This window comes from Peribacillus sp. TH14, from assembly GCF_016651145.1.
Taxonomy (GTDB): domain Bacteria; phylum Bacillota; class Bacilli; order Bacillales; family DSM-1321; genus Peribacillus; species Peribacillus butanolivorans.
The window spans coordinates 4,503,245-4,524,902 of record NZ_JAEKEK010000001.1 but is presented as its reverse complement, the minus strand read 5'-3'; the positions used below and the strand labels follow the sequence as shown (position 1 = coordinate 4,524,902).

Genomic DNA, 21,658 nt, shown 5'->3' with positions numbered 1-21,658 from the left:
CTTTCGTTTAATCCGGCCAAATAATATCTTTAAAGATACATCCGGGATCTCCATTAATCCAAAATCCTGCACAATTTCTTCAAGCGGCAATTTCACTGAACTGAATGGCCTCAATCATTCCTTTTCCTATTAAGGGAATAGGCTTTTCAAAGTCCCCCCGACTGTAGCATCTTGTCGTCGTTCTGAACTCATGGCACATAGCACGAGGGGCTTTTGCTATTGGGGGCTTTCCAAAATAAATCACCGACGAGAAAACATCTTTACCTTGATGAGGGCTTCCCAGTAATGTTGTGTACTTATCGACAATCTTAATAAATAAATATAAAAAGAGACTGCCTGGACGTTACCGACAGTCTGTACTACCCTGGTTTCCTTTTTAAAGAGAAAACATGTTACTCATGCTCATGATCGTGCCTGATATTCTGACGGTATGTAAAAAAACAGCTTAGTCCAAATATTTCTAGCCTAATACAAGGCAGGAACAGAGTACAAGTATGGCCGAATCCCCAATACACGCCCGTAAGTGTGGACCGCAATATTTTTTTCTTATTGCCTGCTATAGTTGCCTCTGCAATAACATTCTCCGGTACTAACGCATGTTTTTTCCCTAATAAGAATCCAATGTAAGAATCGACACAAGACTCAATTTTCTTTCTCCTCCCCAAGACACTTCCATACTTCTTCATACACTTGTTTAAGTGGTATATTGTTCTCAACAGCAATTTTCCGACAGTCCTCAAATTCAGGTGCTTGTTGCACGAGCTGCCCGCCATATACCCCTTTCTTTACCGTTACCGCGCCCCATAGTGAATGTACTTTGGAAAATGAGCGTTCAAGCCTGTGCACCGTAAGCGGATAGTAGCGGATACCAAGAGTCGTTGTTTCAGCAAATAATATCTTTTTCATTTCGGGAATCATCTGTTGTGAACAGAGAAGCTGCAACAATACTCCCGGTCGATTTTTTTTCATAAAAATCGGCGTATAAAAAACATCATTTGCCCCTGATTCAAACAGCAAATCCATTACATAGCCTAGCCATTCACCGGAAATATCATCTAGATTAACTTCCATTTTGATCATTTGGTCATCGATATGCTCGTGATCAGGTGGGTGGTTCATTGCATCTCTCCTATGATAATGCGAAGGACGTTCGGATGATTTTTAAATGTTTTTGTTCCCGCACCATAGCCGATTGATTTGACAGTCATGGTCGGGAGCGGACAAAATGATTCTGCTAAAACAGCTGCGATTGCAGCCCCTGTGGGCGTAGCCAATTCCGATCGAATATCGCTTGCGGCAATCGGTACACCTTTTAATATTTCCAGTGTAGCAGGTGCAGGAACCGGGTATATACCGTGATCAATATGAATATGTCCAGACCCCGTTGGGATGGCTGATGAAAGTACCGATTGAATACCGAGTTGATTGATTAAAATTGCTGTTCCAATTATATCTATAATCGAATCAACCGCTCCTACTTCGTGAAAGTGAACTTTCTCGAGGGGAAGCCCGTGGATGTGCCCTTCAGCTTCACCAATCTTCTTAAAAATAGCAAGTGACATGTTCTTAACCGATGCATTAAAGTTAGCCTCATTGATTATCTCGACAATTTGTTTGTACGTGCGGTGATCATGATGATGATGGTGTTCATGGCTATTACTGTTGGAGTGACTATGTTCATTGTGATCAAGAATTTGACTTTGCTCGTGATCATGGCTATGGTCGTTGGAGTGACTATGTTCGTGATGGTGATGGTGTTCATGACTATGGATGTGTTCATGAAGGCGCTCCGGTTTTCTGGAAAGAATGACATCAAATTTTGTACTGGCAATACCATTTTTAACAACTTTTTCCCAGGACAGAGTATATTCTTCTTCAATATTTAGCTTTTTTAACTCTTCTTCCATTTGAAAAGGATCGGCACCTGCATCAATCAAAGCACCAATTACCATGTCGCCGCTTATGCCAGAAAAACAGTCAAAATATAATGTCCTCATCATTGACCTCCTTTTTATGTACGAGTTTGTAAATGAGCGCTGCGTTGTATGCCGCACCAAATCCATTATCAATGTTGACAACGCTTACACCTGATGCGCATGAATTGAGCATCGATAAAAGTGCCGATAATCCGTTGAAATTCGCACCATAGCCAACACTTGTTGGCACAGCAATAATCGGATTCATGACAAGGCCTCCTAGCACGCTCGGAAGCGCTCCCTCCATTCCCGCGACGCATACCGAAACAGTCGCATTTCGTATTTCGTCTATATTATCAAGAAGTCGGTGCAGCCCTGCGACACCCACATCGTAAATACGCCTGACTGGAATACCTAAAGTTTCGGCCGTGACGGCTGCTTCTTCCGCAACGGGCAAGTCCGATGTCCCAGCACACACAATCGCGATATATGAACCATTAGTTTTCTTCTTTTCTTTAACCCATGCGAGTGTCCGTGCAATCTCGTTGTACTCAAATTCCCCACATTCTTTTTGTACAAATAACGCTTTTTCTCGAGAAATACGTGTCACTAGTACAGAATCATTCCTAGCCCGTAACGATTGAACAATCGTTAAAATTTGTTCTGCTGTTTTCCCTTCTCCAAATACAATTTCGGGAAAGCCTTGTCTTTTTTTACGATGATGATCAATTTTTACAAACCCTAAATTTTCATAGGATGCAAGTTTTGTTTTTGCTTCCGCTGCTGTCAATGTACCATTTTGTACCTGCTCTAGAATATCGTCAATCATACCATTTCTTCCTTTTTAAGCGCTAAATTCATACTCCCGCTTGTATAGCCCGTGAGATCCAAAGAGACATATTTATAACCAAATTGCTTCAGACGTTTCGTAATTAAAACGTGATATTCAAGCACAAGTGGCATATCAGCAGGATCTACTTCTATACGGGCGGTATCCTCATGGGTCCGAACACGCACCTGGTGAATATCTAATGATTTTAAATAAGCCTCTGACTTATCTACTTTCGTCAATTTTTCTTTCGTAATGATTTCGCCGTAGGCTATACGTGATGATAGGCAGGCAAATGATGGTTTATCCCAAGTTGGTAAACCTACTTCTTTAGACAACACTCTTATTTCTTCTTTGAATAAATTCGCTTCTTGAAGAGGTCCCCGGATGCCTTTTTCTTTTGTCGCTTTCATGCCTGGACGAAATTCATTCGCATCATCGGCAATAACCCCATAAATAATATTATTAAATTCATAATCTTCAAGAATAGGAAGCAAGTGGTCAAATAAACTACTTTTACAAAAGTAACAGCGATTTTGGTTATTTTCTGTATATCCTGGAATGGCTAACTCTGATGTTTGAATGACACGATGGCTGGCACCGATCCATTTTGAGAGCATAATGGCTTCTTCCAGCTCGCTCGACGGATAAGTTTCCGAATCCGCTGTAATGGCTAACACGTTGTCATATCCCAAAGTATCAATTGCAACTTTAAGCAAAAATGTGCTGTCTACCCCTCCTGAAAATGCGACCACAACAGTCTCCATCTTTACAAGAATATCCTGAAGTTTTTTGTATTTTTCTTGTATCATGCCAAATTGTTCTCCTTTCTTGATAAAATAATACTAATTTTATCCTCCTGTACTGCTAACAGGAACACCTGTAAGTGCCACATAAAGATTGAACAGAGGCTCTACAGGGATTTTTTTAAGTTGCCAATGACAAAATGGAGAAGGTGGAAATGGCTCCAGTTTTTTTTACGTTTTATTTCATCCCTATTTCCCTATAAAGCCCCGCGTATTAGCTTCGGTTTACTCTAATTATTTTGTACAATAGCAGAGAATTTTTTGGCCGTTTCTTCCAGTTCAGTGTAATCTTCCTCTGAAAGCAATTTCTTTGGGTTGATTAAAGAACTGCCGATTCCCGCTGCGACGGCACCTGCCTTTAAAAAGGAAGCGAGGTTATCCAAATTAACACCGCCAGTCGGCATTAGAGGGATGTGAGGCAGCGGACCTTTAAGATTTTTAAAGTAACCAACCCCAAGTGCATCTGCCGGAAATACTTTAATAACGTCGGCTCCATGCTCGTAAGCTGTCAAAATTTCAGTTGGTGTAAGCGCACCGGGGATGCTAATAATGCCATAGCGCTTTGCCATTTTAATCGTTTCAATATTGACGGTTGGCGAAAAGATAAATTCCGCTCCAGCCATGATGACCGAACGAGCCGTTTCTGGATCCAATACTGTACCGGCACCCACTATGATATCATCGCCGAACTCCTCTTTTACTTTATCAATTAACTCGCAAACTTTGGGTGTTTCTACTGTTATTTCGAGTGTTCGGATTCCACCTTTATTCAGGGCTCTGGCGATTGGTACAATTTGATCGGGACGTGCACCACGAATAACGGCGACTAACTTCCCTTGTTTCAGCTCTACTAGTTTAGTCATTCTTTTCCACCTTTCTACCTAGTCACATCTTCTGCTCCGCCACTCATAAATAAATCGAGGTCGTCACGTATCGGCAAACCCTCTACATCGCCATTTACCATCGTTACCATTGCTCCCATGGCATTTCCGCGCCGTGCAGCTTCTTCTAACGCCAGTCCATCAAGAAGGCCGGAGAGTACACCAGATGCAAAAGCGTCCCCAGCACCGATTGGGTCTACGACACGATCTACAAAAAATCCTGGTACGTGTGTTTTCGGTACAGACGGGGATGAAATTAGAGAACCTTCTTTGCCCAATTTCAGCAAAACTGTTTCGACTCCGAGTTCATGAAAATGATCGATAAACTGCTCCGGTGTGTAGGAACCGAATAAAAATTCAGCTTCTGCCACACCCGGCATGACGATATCACTTTCCGATGCGTATTTTGTAATGAAGTGACGTGCTTCATTTTCATCCGCCCATATTTTCAACCGAATATTCGGATCGAAGACGATTTTTGTTCCGGTTTCCTTGGCAATGCGGATCGCTTTGTCTATGAGCAACTGGCACGACTCACCAAGTGCAGGAGTAATACCGGTAATGTGTAAGTAAACGGCGTCTTGAATCACATGTTCCGCCAGTAATTCTGCTGTCATTTTGCTAGCCGCCGAATCTTTACGGTAGTAATAGACTCGCGTATCATTTAGCCGCCTGAATTCTTTGAAAAAGACTCCGGTCGGCGCATTAGCATCTCGTGTTACATATGAGACATCGACACCTTCACCGCGAATAAACGAGTGCATCGCATCGCCAAATTCATCCTCACCGAGACGGCTTATCCAGCGTGACCTGTGACCGAGACGGCTTAACCCGATCGCGACATTGGATTCCGCACCGCCGAACTTCATTGAAAAAGAGCGGGCGTGGCGAAGGGGTCCTTCTTCATTCGGGGTAAATACTGTCATCGTTTCTCCGATTGTTACAACATCCATATCATCAACTTCTTTCTCTCATGTTAGGCTTTAACGTGATTAGAAAGCGTACCGATTCTTTCAATACTGACGTTCATCCGGTCACCGTTTTTCAACCAGACTTTCGGATTACGTCCCATTCCAACGCCAGGTGGTGTACCAGTTGCAATCAAATCACCTGGCTTTAGCGTCATGGACTGTGATAAAAATGAGATGATTTGCGGAACGGTAAAAATTAAGTTACTTGTATTGGAATCCTGCATCATTTCTCCGTTTAATTCAAGGGAAATCGCCAGCTCATGGGGATCACCCACTTCATCATGTGTAACGACAACAGGACCTATTGGCGCAAATGTGTCCGCCGTTTTGCCGCGTGACCACTGGCCATCCTGAAATTGCAAATCCCGCGCGCTAATGTCATTCATAATTGTATAGCCAAAGACGTAGTCATTCGCCTCTTCTTCTGACACATTTTTCGCTTTTTTTCCAATGACAATCGCAAGCTCTGCTTCAAAATCGACTTCTTTTGAATTAATTGGGATTTCAATAACATCATTTTGACCGACAATCGCATTCGCATATTTTGAAAAAATGACCGGTGAAGCCGGCGGCTCCATCCCAGTTTCCGTGCAATGATCTATATAGTTCAGCCCGACGCAAATGATTTTTTCCGGCTGTGCGATCGGTGGGAGGAATTTTACTTCTGATAGTGAGAATTTTGCATCGTCATTACCCCGTTGCTCGATTAACTGTTCAGCACGTTTACGCAACTCGCTTCCTCGTTCTATAAACGTTTTCATACAAGCAGGAAAATCATCTGGACCGAGTGCCGTTAAACTTATGATTTGATCATCTTGTACGATGCCGATATGATGGTATGATTTTACCGAAAAAGATGCTATTTTCATATTTTTATCCTTTCTTACGTCAACGCGTATGGTGTTTTTTCGCCGTTTAAGACCTGAACGATATTTTTCGCTGCTTTTTGACGAAGTTCAATCATCGCTTCCTCAGAATACCAGGCGCTGTGCGGTGTGATGATGACATTGTCCATTTTGAGAAGCGGGCTATCGATGCTGACCGGCTCATCTTCTGTAACATCAAGTGCGGCACCTGCAATTATCCCTTTTTCAAGTGCTTCAGCGAGTGCTTTTTCATCGATTATCGGCCCACGAGCTGTGTTAATGATGACCGCGTTTCTTTTCATTTGTTTTAAGCGCTCCTCATTGATCAGATGAAACGTATCATCAATTAGCGGTACATGTACTGACAAATAATCAGCTTCACTAATAATTTCTTCGAGATTCATTTTTTGAACGCCGACGGCTGCCATATCTTCTGCCGATACGAATGGATCGTATGCAGCCGTTTTAAAGCCGAGCGGTTTCACCTTTTCCACGAAACGACGCGGAATACGACCAAAACCAAGAACCCCAACCGTTTGCTCGTTAAAACGATGAATCGGCACACAAGCTTTAAAGTCCCAGTTACCTTTTTTTACCTCATTGTTTAACAGCGTCACTTTGCGCGCCCATGAAAGCAAAAGCGCCAATGCATGGTTCGAAACTTCTTCCATACCATAATCAGGTACATTGGCAACAGTAATCCCCTTTTCTTTCGCCGCATCGAGATCAATTGTATTGACCCCGACACCGTAGCGGGATATGATTTTCGTGTTTTCAAGTGATCCAATGACACGGCGTGAGACAGGAGCATATTGATTTAAAATCGCATCCACTTCTTTTGCCAACTCAATAACTTCTTCTTCTGTTTTGCATTGCGCTTTTATGAAATCAATGTCCAATCCGCTTTCTTTAAAAACGTCTTCTTCATATTGCAAATGCTCAAATTCATAATCCGTTAATAATATTTTAAAGGCCATTTAGACTCCACTCCCACATATGGTATTAAACCCCTTTAGGTCAGGGGGATTCCTCCCGTTTCAGGTGAAAATCATTTATTTCGCAGCTGCTTTTTCGACTTTCGCAATTCCGAGGCCTTCCGCACCAAGTTTCGATGTTTTCGCTTCTGGATAATATCGTTCAATCATTTGAATTCCAATTGCGGCACGGCGTACACGTTCATGTGCAAGTGAGATGTTCGTACTCTCCCATTGTTTCCCAGATGGGTATACATCAGGGTGATTACGAAGACCAAATTTGATGTAAACTGGCGCCAATACACGGATAATTTCCGGTATTTCATAATAGCGCAAAAAGCCGCCAAATGTATCCGGTACCTCGACATACAAATCAATTGGAATGTCTATTGCTTGACGAATCGCTGCAAGTTTAGAAAGCGTCAATGCAGGTGGCACGTTGTACGTATTCGCTCCGATGTCTTCCATTAATTTAACGGATACTGGATTGGCTGACCCCATTTGGACCGAAACTTTTACAACAAAATCTTCCGGCAACTGTCGGTGCTTTTTCATTTCTTTCGTTATAAGAAGAAGTCCTTCATCTGCAACTAACGCACCCCGTAGACCAAGAGCTGCTCCTCTTTTCAAATCTTCCATTGCATAAACAAGCTGGTCAGCACCTTCATGGCGTATCCCCTGTGATTTGCCCCCAGGTGTAAGCGGTCCCGCACTGACATCCCATGAACCTCGGGGACCGACAAACAAACTAAGCTCCATTCCACGTTCTGCTGTCATTTCACACATTTCTTTAATTTCTTCATCCGTTTGTAGCATGATGCCGCTTCCTTGAGATATTCTGTGAATCGTTAAGCCTAAGCGGTCAATTTCTTTCAATGTTTCTTTTAGTGCAACTGGACCTTCTACACTTGGAAGCTCAATGCGGTATTGCGCCCCGTCTGGAAATGTTTTCGTTGATGTCGGAAGTTCTTTAAGATCAGTTGATGGGTAGCCTAATTGCTCGAGCAAGTCGCGTGATTCTTTCATTATTGGACACCTTCTTTCATATCAATATTTTTTAAAAGAGCCGTTACTTTGTCACGCAAATCAGCCGGGAATACATCACACGGAGCACGGTGTCCAGCGGATACGTCAAACCAGCGCTGATGAACGGCTTCTTTCATGGCAGTAAAAAATGTCGGTCCGTACGTGTAGATATCCATCAGCTTTGAAATCATTTGATGATTTTTCTGTGCTTTTTCCAGATCACCTTTTTGATATGAATTATATAAATCAACGGATATTTCAGGTGCAAAAACAGCGCTTCCGTTAATGCTACCCGCTGCACCAATCATTTGAGCTGGAAGTAAATGCTCATCAAATGCAGAAAAGACACGGAAATCACTGCGAACTTTTTTCACTTCGGTCAGGACTTGCCGCAGGTGGCCGAAATCACTGACTGTTTCTTTAATACCGGCAATATTTGAATGATCTACTACTAATCTTTTAATCAATTCTACCGATATATTTTGTCCTGTTAAAAGTGGAATGTTATAAATGAACACTTGTAGATTTGTGTGATCAGCTACGCTGGAATAATAACGGTATAATTGTTCGTCAGACAGTTTCCAGTAATATGGGTTGACTACAAGAACCCCATCAGCTCCATGCTCTTCTGCATAAGAAGTTAATTCATGTACCTCTTTTAATGCGGTATGTCCAACGCCAACCATAACCGGCACTCGACCGTTAATGTGCTTAATCATTTCGCGTACGTATAGCTTTCGTTCTTCTGTTGTAAGTGATGAGAACTCACCTGAACTTCCCATCAATAAAATACCGTCAATATTCCGTGAAATTATTTGATCCATATAGCTTCTGTTCAGCTCTATATCTAAATTTCCCGCTTCGTCAAAAAGAGTGACTACCGGCGGAATGATTCCATGAAAATTCATTGTTTTGACCTCCTCTTTTTTACCATTCAGCGATACTTCCGTCTTCATGACGCCAAATTGGGTTTTTCCAATCATGTCCTATTTCTGCTGCCTGCTTCACTTTTTCTTCGTCAATTTCTAACCCAAGACCCGGTTTATCCGGAATGTTCACATAACCATTTTCATAGTCAAATATTTCAGAATTTTTAACATAATCGAGAATATCCATCCCTTTGTTGTAATGAATACCAAGGCTTTGCTCCTGAATAATGAAATTCGGCGTCGTAGCATCCAGATGAATCGATGAAGCGAGTGTCATTGGGCCGAGCGGACAGTGCGGCGCAATGGCTACATCATACGCTTCTGCCATCGCGGCAATTTTTTTCCCTTCTAAAATACCACCTGTGTGAGACAGATCCGGCTGAATAATATCGACATAGCCATCTTGAAGAAGCTGCTTAAAGCCCCAGCGAGTATACATCCTTTCACCCGTCGCAATCGGGCACGTCGTGTGCCAGGCAATCTCACGAAGTGCTTCATTATTTTCTGGCAGCACCGGCTCTTCAATGAACATTGGGCGGTATGGTTCGAGTTCTTTCACGATCGTTTTTGACATCGTTTTATGAATCCTCCCGTGAAAATCTACACCAATGCCAAAGTCTTTCCCTACCGCTTCCCGAATTGACGCTACGCGTTCAATGACCGCTTCTACTTTCGAAAAGCTGTCTATGTAGTTCATTTCTTCTGATGCGTTCATTTTGACAGCGAGAAAGCCCTCGTTCTGTTTTTCTTTTGCGGCAGCAACGACATCCACTGGACGATCGCCGCCGACCCACGAGTACACTTTAATTTTTTCACGTGCTTTGCCCCCGAGCATTTGGTATACAGGAATATTAAAGTATTTTCCTTTAATGTCCCATAATGCCTGCTCAATGCCAGAAATGGCACTCATTAAAATAGGGCCTCCTCGGTAAAATCCCCCTCGATAAAGCGTTTGCCAAATGTCTTCAATGTCGTTCGGGTTTCTCCCGATTAAATAATCGGTCAGTTCGTTAACTGCTGCTTTTACCGTTTCAGCACGGCCTTCAACGACAGGCTCCCCCCAGCCAGAAATGCCTTCATCCGTATCGATTTTTAAAAATAGCCAGCGGGGTGGAACTTTGAATAGAGAAATTTTTGTGATTTTCATTTGGCACCTCGCAATGTTTTTTTGGAAGTAGAGAGATCTTCAAATATGAAAACCTCTCTTTCTTTTGTTAAGAACCTTTAATAAAAACCGTTTTTAATGCTGTATAAAATTCTTTCGCCGCTTCACCTTGCTCTCGAGAACCTGTGCTTGATGCCTTCATGCCGCCGAAGGGTGCTTGCAACTCAACGCCTGCGCTTTCTGCGTTAATGCGGACAAGCCCTACTTCGATTTCATCGATGAATTCTAAAATTGAGCTAATATTTGAAGTAAAGATCGATGCACTCAATCCGTATTTCGTATTATTTGCCATGTCAATTGCTTCGACAAGATCGGTTGCTTTTATAAGTGCAATAACTGGTCCAAAAATTTCTTCCTGTGCAATCACCATATCCGTCGTGACGTCTTCAAAAATCGCTGGAGTAATGAAAAAGCCCCTATCGTAATCTCCGCCAGTTAATATCTCTCCGCCATGTATGAGTTTTGCGCCTTCCTGCTTGCCTTTTTCAATGTATTCTTTCACCGTATTAAACTGGCTTTCGCTTGCACACGGACCCATCCAAATACCCTCTTGTAGACCATTGCCAACGGTAATTTTTGCAGTTGCGTCTACAAGTTTTTGTTTAAATTCATCATAGACTTTTGATTCAACGACCACACGACTTGAAGCTGTACATTTTTGGCCAGAAGAACGAAATCCACCGCTGATGACTGCTTCGACTGCTTGATCGATGTTCGCATCTTTCGTCACGATAACTGGATTCTTGCCACCCATTTCAAGCTGATATTTAATGCCACGCGCGGAAGCTGACTTCGCTACACCTTGCCCGACACTTTCAGAACCGGTAAATGTGATTGCATTTAAAAGCGGATGATCGATGAGTCCTTGGCCGATGATAGATCCTGTACCGGTAATGAAGTTCACAACACCCTCTGGGAAGCCGGCTTTTGTGAAGCATTCCATCACTTTTGCTGCTGTAACAGCTCCCTCCGTAGCAGGTTTCCACACGATGGAATTGCCATATACAAGGGCCGGAGCCATTTTCCATATGGGAATCGCAACTGGGAAGTTCCATGGCGTGATAACGCCGACAACACCAAGTGGTGTACGTTTTGTAAACATAAGGGCATCTTTATCAGATGATGGAATAACATCGCCATCTTTGCGCATTCCTTCCCCTGCATAGTAACGTAAGATCGCAACACCTCGTGCCGTTTCGCCTTTTGCTTCGGGTAATGTTTTACCCATTTCGCGGGTCATTGTTTCAGCAATTTCATCGAGGTTTTCTTCTAAGATATTGGCCGTTTTGAAAAGAAGTTGGCTACGTGCAGACTGTCCAAGCTTACGCCAAGCTTTCTTCGCCTTATCCGCAGATACTACCGCTTTGTTCAAGTCATCTTCCGTTGAGCTCTGAACGTAGCCAACCGGTTCTTTATCCGCCGGATTAATGCTTTTAATCGTCTCCATAGAAGATGCGTTTACCCACTCATTGTTAATAAAATTTTTATATGTTTTCGTTGCAAATGTAGTTGATATCATTGTTTTTGGCTCCTTTTTATATTAAAATGTTGGTCCAATTCTCCAAATCCCAAAGTCATGCTGCTTTAATATTTCCGCTTTTGTGAGTTTTCCGTTTGAAACGTGTTGAATTTCATCCATAATGCGCCGGCCCACTTCATCAACGGTTTCTATACCATCGACAATCGTACCTGCATTTAAATCCATATTTTCATTCATCCGCTCAAACATTGGCGTATTCGTTGAAATTTTAATAACAGGTGCAATCGGAGAACCAGTTGGCGTGCCTCGTCCACTTGTAAAGAGAATGATTTGGGCACCGCCTGCGACCATGCCCGTCAATTGCTCAATGTCGTGGCCAGGCGTATCCATCCATACGAGCCCTTTTTTCGTCGGTACCTGTGCATAATCAATGACTTCCTCCAGCCGGGTTGTACCTGATTTTGTCGCAGCCCCTAGTGATTTTTCTTCGAGTGAGCTGAGACCTCCCTCAATGTTGCCCGGACTTGGATTTCCGGTGCGAATGTCTACGCCCATTTGAATCGAGCGGTTTTCCATCATTTTAATAACCGCATAAGCTTTTTTAGCTACCTGGTCGTTTGCTGCCCGGTTAGCTATCAAATGCTCTGCTCCGATGAGTTCAGTCGTTTCTGCTAAAATAGCCGTTCCCCCCTGTTGGACAACCAAATCGCTCGTACGCCCGACTGCTGGGTTCGCCGATAATCCAGAGCATGCATCCGACCCACCGCATTCTGTGCCGACAATCAGCTCGCTAAAATCACATAATTCTCGTTGTACCATCGAGGCATCCTGTACCATTTTGACTGCAATTTTAGCTACTTCTGCAATGGTTTGAAGTGTGCCGCCATGATCCTGTATCGACACCGTTTCGACTGGTTTGCCGCATTTGGCAATCTCATCTCCAATTCGATGCGCCTGATGTGTTTCACAGCCAAGGCCAAGTACAATGACACCGTATACATTTGGATTCATACCCATTCCCGCATAGGTTCTGGCCGTTTGATCATAATCAGTGCCTACTTGCGCACAGCCATGCTGGTGAATAAATGTGACTGTTCCGCTTACCAGCTCTGTTACGCGCTGAGCTGTTTGCGTTGCGCAAGTAATCGTCGGTAAAATCAGAACATGATTCCGGACACCTACGCGTCCATCCTGACGGCGGTAGCCCCAAAACTGCATTTTTTCATTCAGCAATCTTGTCACCCCTTCCTCTTTTGCCTTCTAAATTGTGTACATGAACGTGTGCTCCAGCAGGAATAAAAGCGGAGGCTGCACCGATGACTTCACCGTATTTAATGATGTCTGCTCCATGTTCGATCGCTTTAACTGCGAACTTATGGCCAAAGCGAATCGGTTCAAGAATGGTTACGGTTACAGCGAGGTCATCTTGACCTACTTTCACAACCACTGATGTCTTTTCAGGAATTTCGGATAAGGCAACAGCTACACTATCTTCCTTACTTAAATACAGGGTTTTATATTCGCTCATTTTGTCACTCCTTAAATTGTTTGTACGGCATTACTTTGGATGACGGGGTTATTCAAAATTCCAATGCCTGGAATTTCAATTTCAATCCGATCGTTGTCATACAATGTAAATTCATTCGGTGGAACCACGCATGTACCTGTGAGCAGAACTGTTCCGTCAAAAATAATGTTATCTAACACTAAATACTCTACAAGCTCTTCCAGTTTACGTTTCAGTTGGTTTACTTTTGCTTCTCCGTCAAATACCTTTTCTTCATTTCGATAGATACGGCACATTATTTTAAGGTCATATGGATCCGAAACAGCCTCTTTTAATAAGATGGCCGGTCCGATAGAGCAAGAATTTTTCCATACTTTTGCCTGTGGAAGATAAAGTGGATTCTCACCTTCAATGTCCCTGCAGCTCATATCATTACCTGCGATGTATCCGAGTATCGTCCCTTCTTTGTCGATGACAAGACCAAGCTCTGGCTCCGGGATTTGCCAGTGTGAATCTGAACGTAAGTAAACTGGATCATTCGGTCCTACGGTTCTTGCTGCAGTCGATTTAAAGAAAATCTCGGGACGCACTGCATCATAAACTTTGTCATAGAACGTTTGGCGGTCAAGCTTTCCTTGCGTTGCTTCGTAATTACGTGCTTCCTTGCTTTTTTTATACGTTACACCAGATGCCCATACTTCTGGTGCGTCGATGGGCGTTGTTAATTTAAGACCTTCTAATGGCTGTTTTTCTTCTTCGGCAACTATTTGTTTTACAATATCAAACGCAGTTTTGTTTTTCTGACGTGCCGTTTCAATCAACGACATAAAATCTATAAACGGAAGATCCACCACCTTGTTTTCGTTTGTCACGGCAGCAAGTTGTTTCTCGTTTTCTTTTACATAGCGAATAATTCTCATTTGCTAGTCCCTCCTAAATGGCAGTCACGTTTTATATTTTTTGATATTCATATCCAAGCTCCTGCGAAATTTTACTGCTGCATTCCTTTAATATACGTACATAATACTCGTGTGTTTCTTCATTTACTTTCGATGAAGGCATCGATACGCTCATAGCGGCTATTACTTTGCCTGAATAATCTTTTATTGGCACAGCCAGACAGAAAATTCCTGGTTCGTTTTCTTCATTATCCATTGAATACCCAGCAATACGTGCTTTTTCGATTTCAGCTAAGAACTGTTCTTTTGACCTTATTGATCTTTCGGTTGGTCCTGTATATACATAGCCGTCCAAGAGCAAATCTAGTTCACTATCGGTTTTAGTTGCCACTAGTGATTTACCTACTGCACTTGTATGTATCGGGACACGGCGGCCAATACGAGAATACAAAACCGTAACCCCTCTGCCTTCCACTTTATCGATATATACACCTTCCTGCCCGTCTAATATGACGAGGTGGAGCGTTAAGTTTGTGGTCTCGGAAAGCCATTCAAGATGTTTTCTTGCGACATTACGCAAATCGAGATGGGTCACCACCACGCTCCCCCTCTCTAATAGCTTTAAACCTAGAGAGTATTTGCCATTTTCTTCACCTTGTGAAATATATTGATGCAACTGTAAGGTTTTTAAAAGCGAATGAACCGTGCTTTTATGCAAATTCATTCGTTTGCTTATTTCTGTGATAGTTAATTCCCTGTCACGCTCGTCAAATAAATCCAATATTTTCAATGCGCGCTCCACTGATTGGATGATAGGCATTGTTCTTCACTCCTTCATTTTCTGTCTATCTTTATTTTATCGGATTTATGACGAGCGTTCCTTACTTTATTACTATGTTTTTTTCCAGAAGCAAAATATCCTGTTCATAATCAAGTGTAGCATCTTCTACGACGGCGATTGGTACAACCCCATTTGCCGCATCTGTATGTCCATACATCCGGTTGCTGGCCGCAACCATTTTTTGACGATCTTTCATTCGTTGCTTACGTTCCGTGACCAATGATTGTCTTTCTTCTTTTATATAATCCTCAAACTCATGCACAACCTTTCCGGTAAGAAGTTGAGCGGCATTGACAAAATCAATGCGGCCCTCGCGAAGCTGAAGATGAACAACATCACCCGTTTGGAGGAAACCAATGCCTCCATCTTCATATGCTTCTGGTGTCATATGACCAATAGCGGCGCCGTAAGTGACACCCGAATAGCGGCCGTCGCTAATGATTGTTGCGAGTTTTTTCATAACACGGTTAGCATTAATATGTTGCATCGGTGTAAACATTTCTGGCATACCGAAAGCAATGGGACCCTGCCCTGCGATAATGACGGCAATTTTCAAAGTACCTTGATCAGCCATCTCGTCAAATAATTCCTCGTAAGGTGCATCTTTTATTCGTGACCATTCAGGCTCATTATTGTATTTAAGTGATGCAAGAAGATGATCATGCTCGAACAGCTTTTGCTCTTTTATTTTCGAGAGCAGGCTTGAATCAAGCAGGCCTCTATTGGCATCATCTTCATTTTCGTAATAAAGAACGAATGCTAGCTTATCATCGAACTGATTAAGCTGCGGTGTCGGCATCCCGCTAATTTTCACAACAGCACTTTCAAAAAAGTTTCCTTTTAATACATCTACACCGCTGAATCCACGGCGTGGAGTGGATAAAATAACTTGATTATTCTTTACATTTACTGCCTGAAGGCTGCGTGTAATCGCAAGACGTTCTTTCCACGTTTTTGCGGCGACTGTTGGAACATCCTGATCCATTGGTACACCATTTTCAATAAGTTCGTAAACAAGCGTTTCCATCCCACGGCTTGTGCCACTGCAACACTGCATTGCAAGTGAATAAATGTCACGTCCTTCAGTCAAGCTGTAATCAAATAAATCAGGAATCGGATGTAAATGGTGAATGCGGTCAAGATCCCATAAGCTGAATTTGTATCCTGCATATAGCATGGCAGCTACGATATGCATCATTAAGTTCGTAGAACCACCCGAAGCGCTGTGAATGCGTATTGCATTTTTTATATTCGATGCGACAATGTTGGCCACTCCGTATCGCTCGTCGTTAATCATTACAGAAAAGCTATCAAGCACGGCGTTAATCTGGCGCTGTGATGGTGGATCTGTTAATAGCTCAACTGCTGGATGAACGAGTCCCATGCCTGCAACTAGATGACGTGAACTATTGCCTGTTCCGTTAAAGGCACACACGCCTCCCTGGCCATCACAAGTAGCCACAGCAAGCCTCATTTCAAAATATTTATGCTGTTCTTTCGTCAAGATGCCACGTTCATATGCACGTTCGAATACACCCTGAAATGCAGTATTCGATGAACATTGCAAGATATACGCCATCGTATCACGTAAATCAACCGCTACATCAGCTACACCTTCACTTTCCGCTTTTTTCGCCAGTGCTTCCAATTCTTCTATCACGTCGGCAGGAATTGAACCACCTTCTAATACGTGAGCAGGTGCGAATGTCGCGAAAAAGGGCGCTTCACCGCGGTTGCGACGCACACGGTCGACATGCGCGAGCGCGCTTACAACACCAAGAGGCTGTTTATCACACCCTTGAATAACGAATGCACCATGATAACTGTGAGCTTCAAGCTGATTGACAACCATTTGTGCAACCGCATTTCTGCTTTGAAGTGAGTAACTCATCCCTTGATTGCTTTGTGCAGTTCCATCACACATTACCGGTGTCGAGAAGTGAAACGGCACACCGCCATTTTGCCAGATGCGGATTGCTGCCCGTGCGGACGTTTGGTAATCCATAATGTGCGCCGGGTGATCGGATGAACCGCCGATAATCGCAATACGCGGCGCATTTCTTTCAAGCCGCATATAAATTTCTTCCAGCGTCCAGTCCGGCTTGCCACCTTCATAGGTAGAACCAAGTGTCAATTTGGAGCGGTCAAGCAGACCCGCGACCGTAATCGGTTCATTTGCTTTTCCCTGTACGTTATCTCGGTAAGGGTTAACTTCGTTATCAATGAGCGGATATAGGTGAGTCATTTAAAGCACTCCTTTTCACTATTTTCAAATGAAATCTATTAAAAGAAATAAAGAAGGGTATCTATTAGTCTAAAACCAAGTCTTCTAATTCTGACAAGATTTCTAACTTGCTATTTCTTTCAGCCTCTTCCATCATGCTTTCAGAAATCCAAATTTCACCGATCTCAAGTGTATTTTTTATTCTTACGACTCTTACTTGATTTAAATCGAAGGCATTGCACGTTTTAATTGCAGCTTTTACAGCCAATTCCTGAGTATCTAAAAACATAGGGAGCTTTACAACATCTGTCACGGTGCTGGTGAGTGCATTGGCATACCCTTTTTCCCATTCAATTTCATTCATGACCGCTTTCGTCGTCATATCAGCCATACCGATGCCGTTTGCATTCCCATGAGTTTTCTCGGTAAGTCCAAGGACAACGGTCCGTTTAACTTCTGGACCGCCAGAAGCATAAGGAGTGGCGAAGTTGCCCGTTATGTTTGGATCCATTCCATCTCCGGAAATGTCTTTTCCTAGTTCATTTACAATAAGTACATCCATCTTATCGAAATGAATCTTTGGCATTAACGATTTCGCTTCTATCAACAGTCCCGGCTCAACCTTTTCTAAATCCTCCGCCGGTACAGCTACGATTTTCGCAGGTTTATCGTAGGCATTCTCAATAGTCGCAATGCCGAATATAATCGGAGCTTTCGATAAGGAAATTTTCGCCATCTCAGGTACATGCTCAGCCATATACTTAAAACTATATGCATGAGCTGCTTCGGCTCCTTTTTGTTTACCTAAACCAATTGTGATCATTTTCATTAGACCACTTTCAACCGGCCCACGAAATGCAGTGTGTGGTTTTATCCGATTAATGACTATAATTTTGTCCGATTCATAGGCAAATTTATCGATATATATAGGGAGCCCATTAGGCAACTCATCCAGTTTCACCACTTCCATTGAAGACCTTATTGGCGCTCCAACCACTTCTTCTGTCACACCCAGCTGATGCAACACGTCAATTTGCCCTTCCGCTGTTGCTCCGCCATGGCTCCCCATTGCAGGTACAATAAATGGATTGCCTCCTGCATTCTTAACTGCAGCTGCTGTTTCTCTTACCAATATAGGGAGATCTGCTAGCCCCCTGCTTCCTACAGCAATAGCCACATTGTCATTTTCAATTATTCTTGATAAGACCCCAGCTTCTTTTATCGCCTTTTGCACCTCACCCGCTACATCAGCGAGTTGAGGTGCATGAAATACCTGCCGCACTTTGACCATTTTCGGTAATTGAATTTCTCGTAAAAGCTCAGAGATAATATTCATTATCATTCCTCCATACTGCAGTGCTGTTTAATTACCGCGCACTTTTTCAACTTCGGTCATCATTTCTTCAACAAGATCCGGGCCGAATTTTTGGGCAAACTTGTCCGTCACTGGTTGAATAACTTCCTTCATTTTTGCCATTTCTTCCGGCTTTACTTCGTTGATTTTCATTCCTTCTTCTTCTAGATATTTAAGTGCTTTCTCATTTTCCTTTCTATTAAGTGACCGTTGGTACTCTCCAGCCTCTTGTGCAGCCTCACTCATGATTTTTTGTTCTTCTTCCGATAAGTCATCCCAGAACTTTTTGCTGACAAGGAATACAAATGGTGTATAAACATGCTTTGTAAGGCTTAAGTAGTCTTGTACTTCATTGTATTTTTGCGTTTGAATTGTCGCGAGAGGATTCTCTTGACCATCAACAGTGCCTGTTTCTAATGCGGTGAATACTTCAGAGAAAGCCATGGGAGATGGATTAGCCCCTAACTTTGAAAATGCATCTAAGTGCACTTCATTTTGCATAGTACGTATCTTAAGGCCCTTGAAATCATCAGCTGTTACAACTGGGTGTTTGCTGTTTGTTAAGTTTCGGAAGCCGTTTTCCCAATATCCCAGACCTACTAAATCATGTTCCGGTAATTTATCCAAAAGCTTTTTACCTATAGCACCATCAAGTACTGAATAGGCTTCTTCTTCATTATTAAAGACAAATGGAAAGTCATAGATTCCAAATTCCTTTATCATCCCCACAAGTGGAGAAGTTGAAGGAACTGTTACTTCCTGTAAGCCTCCTTGAAGAGCTTCTGTCATTTTTTGATCATCTCCAAGGGTGGCATCAAAGAAGTTTTGGACTTTCATTTTCCCTCCACTTTTTTCTTCAAGCAGTTCTTTAAATTTGACCATCCCCTGCCCTTGTGGGTGCATTTTACTATTTCCGATACCTGCTTTGATTGTTCTTTCCTGGATACCGTCTGTTGTAGCGCTTTCATTTTGTGCACTTCCACAAGCACTTAAAAGTAATATTCCCGGCAAAATCACACCAGCTGCCAAACGCTTAAGCCAATTATTCATCATATTTCCTCCTAAAATGTTATAACTCTGAGCATACAAATCCAATTACTGGTTTCATTCCATTAGGATGTAAACCATCCTAGGGGGACTAACACTAAGGATGGGAACAAGATTAACAAAATCAAAACAATTACTTCAACGAGCAAGAAAGGCCATATCCCTTTCATGATGTCTTCCATACTGATTTTACTTATCCCACACATGACATTTAAAACGGTTCCAACCGGTGGTGTAAGCAAACCAATGGCATTATTCAGGATAAACAGGACACCAAAGTATACTGGGTCAATTCCTGCTGCTTCAACTAGCGGCATCAAAACAGGTGTGAGAATTAGGATCGTCGGCGTCATATCCATCGCTGTTCCAACTACAATAACTAGCAAGTTAATCATTATTAATAGAAGGAGTGGATGATCCAAAAATGGTTCCAACAAGCCAATTACCTGACCAGGTAAATCAGCTACAGTAATCAGCCAAGATGACACGAGTGCTGCTGCGACCAGAAACATGACCACACTTGTCATTTTTCCGGCATGAACAAAGACATCGTACAAATCTGTCACTTTCATTTCACGATAGATTACTAGACCGACAAATATTGCGTACACTGCAGCCACGACTGCAGCTTCAGTCGGTGTAAATAATCCGAATTTCAATCCCCCAATGATAATGACGGGTAGGAATAGAGCCCATATCCCTTGACGAAGTGAAATAAGTATTTCTTTAATTGAGGCACGAGGTTTAACGGCTACATTATCTTTGCGTGCTATAATGGCCCAGGTAATAGTAAGTCCGACCGCAAGTAGAATCCCCGGAACGATCCCTGCCATAAATAGCTTTGTAATGGACACACCACTGGCTACACCGAAAATAATAAAACCAATACTCGGTGGGATGATTGGGGCAATAATTCCACCAGATGCTATCAACCCGCTTGAACGGTTCACATTATAGCCAGCTTTTGTCATCATTGGTATTAAGATAGCCCCAAGAGCTGCTGTATCAGCAACGGCTGAACCTGATAAACTTGCAAATAATACACTCGCAATTATTGCAACATAGCCAAGTCCTCCTTTGATATGCCCAACCATAGACATTGCCATCTCAACGATACGCCGTGACAATCCACCCCGATTCATTGCCTCCCCCGCCAACATAAAGAACGGAATCGCCATGAGTGGGAAATTATCAGCACCACTGATTAAGTTTTGCGCGATGATTTGACTGTCAAAAATACCAAGAGCGTACATTAACACTACGCTACTTACGAGTAAGGCAAAAGCAATAGGCATTCCCAAAGACATTGCTCCTAGTAAAGATCCGACAAATACACCTATCATCCTTGTTTCTCCTCCTTCCCTTCTATAATTCCTTCTGTTATAAATTCATCACCATGGAGAGAGATTAGCTCTTCAGACTCACTAATACTGACTAATTCTTCGTCCTTAATCTTATTGAAAAAGATCCTATATAAATTGTTAATGATCAATAAACCCATGGAAACACTAACAAGGATACCTGTCCCATATACAAATGCTAATGGCATACCAGTAGCAGGCGCTGTACTATCAATGTTAATCAAAGTCATTTTCCAGCTACCATCCAGGACAAGGAGAAGGACAAACAATATCATCAAATCACTAATAACGAGCACCACTTTTTTCATCTTATTTGGAAGCCTTTTAATGACCATGTCAACACCCAAGTGTTCTTTGTTTTTATAAGCACCAATGGCACCGAGGAACGTCAGCCAGATAAAAAGGTACCTTGACATTTCTTCTGACCAAGTGATACCTGAATTAAAGAAATATCGAAGAACTACATTGCCAAAGACGAGAACAACCATGATCGCTAATGCAGCAGCCATAACAATGTTCAAAGTATTTTCTAATAGTCTGGATATTTTACTCATCTTTACATCTCCCCCTTCCTATGACCTT

The 21,658-nt window shown here is 42.6% G+C and carries 21 protein-coding genes; all 21 read right to left on the bottom strand.

The window, feature by feature from the left end; genetic code table 11:
* Window positions 1–642 precede the first annotated feature (642 nt).
* The 21 genes from larC to JFU50_RS21970 all read right to left on the bottom strand — a co-directional run bounded on the left by larC (window position 643) and on the right by JFU50_RS21970 (window position 21,630).
* Window positions 643–1,119 carry a nickel insertion protein gene (gene larC, locus JFU50_RS31560; RefSeq protein ID WP_098176427.1) on the bottom strand — a complete coding sequence of 159 codons (477 nt, stop codon included), beginning with the start codon at window positions 1,117–1,119 and terminating at the stop codon, window positions 643–645.
* Window positions 1,116–1,997 carry a LarC family nickel insertion protein gene (locus JFU50_RS31555; RefSeq protein WP_201224141.1) on the bottom strand — a complete coding sequence of 294 codons (882 nt, stop codon included), beginning with the start codon at window positions 1,995–1,997 and terminating at the stop codon, window positions 1,116–1,118. Before JFU50_RS31555 ends, larC begins: the two co-directional genes overlap by 4 nt.
* Window positions 1,978–2,745 carry a nickel pincer cofactor biosynthesis protein LarB gene (gene larB / locus JFU50_RS22060; RefSeq protein WP_056520512.1) on the bottom strand — a complete coding sequence of 256 codons (768 nt, stop codon included), beginning with the start codon at window positions 2,743–2,745 and terminating at the stop codon, window positions 1,978–1,980. The genes JFU50_RS31555 and larB overlap by 20 nt, the downstream gene beginning before the upstream one ends.
* Window positions 2,742–3,557: an ATP-dependent sacrificial sulfur transferase LarE gene (gene larE / locus JFU50_RS22055; RefSeq protein ID WP_201224139.1), complete on the bottom strand. Its 816-nt coding sequence runs from the start codon at window positions 3,555–3,557 to the stop codon at window positions 2,742–2,744. The genes larB and larE overlap by 4 nt, the downstream gene beginning before the upstream one ends.
* A 224-nt stretch (window positions 3,558–3,781) precedes the next feature.
* On the bottom strand, window positions 3,782–4,414 hold the full coding sequence (locus JFU50_RS22050) for a bifunctional 4-hydroxy-2-oxoglutarate aldolase/2-dehydro-3-deoxy-phosphogluconate aldolase (protein WP_201224137.1): 633 nt from the start codon (window positions 4,412–4,414) through the stop codon (window positions 3,782–3,784).
* A gap of 14 nt (window positions 4,415–4,428) precedes the next feature.
* Window positions 4,429–5,385 (bottom strand): sugar kinase, encoded by a 957-nt coding sequence (locus tag JFU50_RS22045; protein WP_201224135.1) that lies wholly within the window; start codon window positions 5,383–5,385, stop codon window positions 4,429–4,431.
* A 23-nt stretch (window positions 5,386–5,408) separates the two neighbouring features.
* Complete coding sequence (locus tag JFU50_RS22040; protein WP_201224133.1) at window positions 5,409–6,272, bottom strand: fumarylacetoacetate hydrolase family protein; 864 nt, start codon at window positions 6,270–6,272, stop codon at window positions 5,409–5,411.
* 14 nt (window positions 6,273–6,286) lie between these two features.
* Window positions 6,287–7,246, bottom strand: a complete 960-nt coding sequence (locus JFU50_RS22035) for a C-terminal binding protein (RefSeq protein ID WP_201185259.1) — start codon at window positions 7,244–7,246, stop codon at window positions 6,287–6,289.
* A gap of 75 nt (window positions 7,247–7,321) precedes the next feature.
* Window positions 7,322–8,269 carry a U32 family peptidase gene (locus tag JFU50_RS22030; protein WP_201224131.1) on the bottom strand — a complete coding sequence of 316 codons (948 nt, stop codon included), beginning with the start codon at window positions 8,267–8,269 and terminating at the stop codon, window positions 7,322–7,324.
* The gene (locus JFU50_RS22025; protein WP_201185261.1) at window positions 8,269–9,177 is read right to left on the bottom strand and encodes a dihydrodipicolinate synthase family protein; all 909 of its coding nucleotides are present in this window, start codon (window positions 9,175–9,177) and stop codon (window positions 8,269–8,271) included. Before JFU50_RS22025 ends, JFU50_RS22030 begins: the two co-directional genes overlap by 1 nt.
* 19 nt (window positions 9,178–9,196) lie before the next feature.
* Complete coding sequence (gene dgoD / locus JFU50_RS22020; protein WP_053346443.1) at window positions 9,197–10,345, bottom strand: galactonate dehydratase; 1,149 nt, start codon at window positions 10,343–10,345, stop codon at window positions 9,197–9,199.
* Between the two features lie 67 nt (window positions 10,346–10,412).
* A complete protein-coding gene (gene gucD / locus JFU50_RS22015) occupies window positions 10,413–11,882 on the bottom strand; it encodes an alpha-ketoglutaric semialdehyde dehydrogenase GucD (protein WP_201224129.1) in 1,470 nt (489 codons plus the stop codon).
* Between the two features lie 21 nt (window positions 11,883–11,903).
* Window positions 11,904–13,061 carry a UxaA family hydrolase gene (locus JFU50_RS22010; protein WP_201225152.1) on the bottom strand — a complete coding sequence of 386 codons (1,158 nt, stop codon included), beginning with the start codon at window positions 13,059–13,061 and terminating at the stop codon, window positions 11,904–11,906.
* Window positions 13,062–13,065: 4 nt separating this feature from the next.
* Entirely contained in the window at window positions 13,066–13,371 is a 306-nt protein-coding gene (locus JFU50_RS22005) for a UxaA family hydrolase (protein WP_053346444.1), read from the bottom strand.
* Window positions 13,372–13,382: 11 nt separating this feature from the next.
* On the bottom strand, window positions 13,383–14,270 hold the full coding sequence (locus JFU50_RS22000; RefSeq protein WP_201224127.1) for a fumarylacetoacetate hydrolase family protein: 888 nt from the start codon (window positions 14,268–14,270) through the stop codon (window positions 13,383–13,385).
* A 31-nt stretch (window positions 14,271–14,301) separates the two neighbouring features.
* The gene (locus JFU50_RS21995; RefSeq protein ID WP_057219004.1) at window positions 14,302–15,069 is read right to left on the bottom strand and encodes an IclR family transcriptional regulator; all 768 of its coding nucleotides are present in this window, start codon (window positions 15,067–15,069) and stop codon (window positions 14,302–14,304) included.
* Window positions 15,070–15,130: 61 nt separating this feature from the next.
* Window positions 15,131–17,335, bottom strand: a complete 2,205-nt coding sequence (locus JFU50_RS21990; protein ID WP_201224119.1) for a dihydroxy-acid dehydratase domain-containing protein — start codon at window positions 17,333–17,335, stop codon at window positions 15,131–15,133.
* A gap of 64 nt (window positions 17,336–17,399) precedes the next feature.
* Window positions 17,400–18,650 carry a lactate racemase domain-containing protein gene (locus JFU50_RS21985; RefSeq protein ID WP_201224117.1) on the bottom strand — a complete coding sequence of 417 codons (1,251 nt, stop codon included), beginning with the start codon at window positions 18,648–18,650 and terminating at the stop codon, window positions 17,400–17,402.
* A 27-nt stretch (window positions 18,651–18,677) separates the two neighbouring features.
* Complete coding sequence (locus JFU50_RS21980) at window positions 18,678–19,718, bottom strand: TRAP transporter substrate-binding protein (protein WP_242485406.1); 1,041 nt, start codon at window positions 19,716–19,718, stop codon at window positions 18,678–18,680.
* A 62-nt stretch (window positions 19,719–19,780) separates the two neighbouring features.
* A complete protein-coding gene (locus JFU50_RS21975) occupies window positions 19,781–21,058 on the bottom strand; it encodes a TRAP transporter large permease subunit (protein ID WP_201224113.1) in 1,278 nt (425 codons plus the stop codon).
* Window positions 21,055–21,630 carry a TRAP transporter small permease gene (locus JFU50_RS21970; protein ID WP_201185271.1) on the bottom strand — a complete coding sequence of 192 codons (576 nt, stop codon included), beginning with the start codon at window positions 21,628–21,630 and terminating at the stop codon, window positions 21,055–21,057. The genes JFU50_RS21975 and JFU50_RS21970 overlap by 4 nt, the downstream gene beginning before the upstream one ends.
* Window positions 21,631–21,658 lie beyond the last annotated feature (28 nt).

Coding starts and splice junctions, on each gene's coding strand:
- larC (WP_098176427.1), bottom strand. CDS start 1,119: ATGAACCACCCACCTGATCACGAGCATATCGATGACCAAATGATCAAA.
- JFU50_RS31555 (WP_201224141.1), bottom strand. CDS start 1,997: ATGAGGACATTATATTTTGACTGTTTTTCTGGCATAAGCGGCGACATG.
- larB (WP_056520512.1), bottom strand. CDS start 2,745: ATGATTGACGATATTCTAGAGCAGGTACAAAATGGTACATTGACAGCA.
- larE (WP_201224139.1), bottom strand. CDS start 3,557: ATGATACAAGAAAAATACAAAAAACTTCAGGATATTCTTGTAAAGATG.
- JFU50_RS22050 (WP_201224137.1), bottom strand. CDS start 4,414: ATGACTAAACTAGTAGAGCTGAAACAAGGGAAGTTAGTCGCCGTTATT.
- JFU50_RS22045 (WP_201224135.1), bottom strand. CDS start 5,385: ATGGATGTTGTAACAATCGGAGAAACGATGACAGTATTTACCCCGAAT.
- JFU50_RS22040 (WP_201224133.1), bottom strand. CDS start 6,272: ATGAAAATAGCATCTTTTTCGGTAAAATCATACCATCATATCGGCATC.
- JFU50_RS22035 (WP_201185259.1), bottom strand. CDS start 7,246: ATGGCCTTTAAAATATTATTAACGGATTATGAATTTGAGCATTTGCAA.
- JFU50_RS22030 (WP_201224131.1), bottom strand. CDS start 8,269: ATGAAAGAATCACGCGACTTGCTCGAGCAATTAGGCTACCCATCAACT.
- JFU50_RS22025 (WP_201185261.1), bottom strand. CDS start 9,177: ATGAATTTTCATGGAATCATTCCGCCGGTAGTCACTCTTTTTGACGAA.
- dgoD (WP_053346443.1), bottom strand. CDS start 10,345: ATGAAAATCACAAAAATTTCTCTATTCAAAGTTCCACCCCGCTGGCTA.
- gucD (WP_201224129.1), bottom strand. CDS start 11,882: ATGATATCAACTACATTTGCAACGAAAACATATAAAAATTTTATTAAC.
- JFU50_RS22010 (WP_201225152.1), bottom strand. CDS start 13,061: ATGCAGTTTTGGGGCTACCGCCGTCAGGATGGACGCGTAGGTGTCCGG.
- JFU50_RS22005 (WP_053346444.1), bottom strand. CDS start 13,371: ATGAGCGAATATAAAACCCTGTATTTAAGTAAGGAAGATAGTGTAGCT.
- JFU50_RS22000 (WP_201224127.1), bottom strand. CDS start 14,270: ATGAGAATTATTCGCTATGTAAAAGAAAACGAGAAACAACTTGCTGCC.
- JFU50_RS21995 (WP_057219004.1), bottom strand. CDS start 15,069: ATGCCTATCATCCAATCAGTGGAGCGCGCATTGAAAATATTGGATTTA.
- JFU50_RS21990 (WP_201224119.1), bottom strand. CDS start 17,335: ATGACTCACCTATATCCGCTCATTGATAACGAAGTTAACCCTTACCGA.
- JFU50_RS21985 (WP_201224117.1), bottom strand. CDS start 18,650: ATGAATATTATCTCTGAGCTTTTACGAGAAATTCAATTACCGAAAATG.
- JFU50_RS21980 (WP_242485406.1), bottom strand. CDS start 19,718: ATGAATAATTGGCTTAAGCGTTTGGCAGCTGGTGTGATTTTGCCGGGA.
- JFU50_RS21975 (WP_201224113.1), bottom strand. CDS start 21,058: ATGATAGGTGTATTTGTCGGATCTTTACTAGGAGCAATGTCTTTGGGA.
- JFU50_RS21970 (WP_201185271.1), bottom strand. CDS start 21,630: ATGAGTAAAATATCCAGACTATTAGAAAATACTTTGAACATTGTTATG.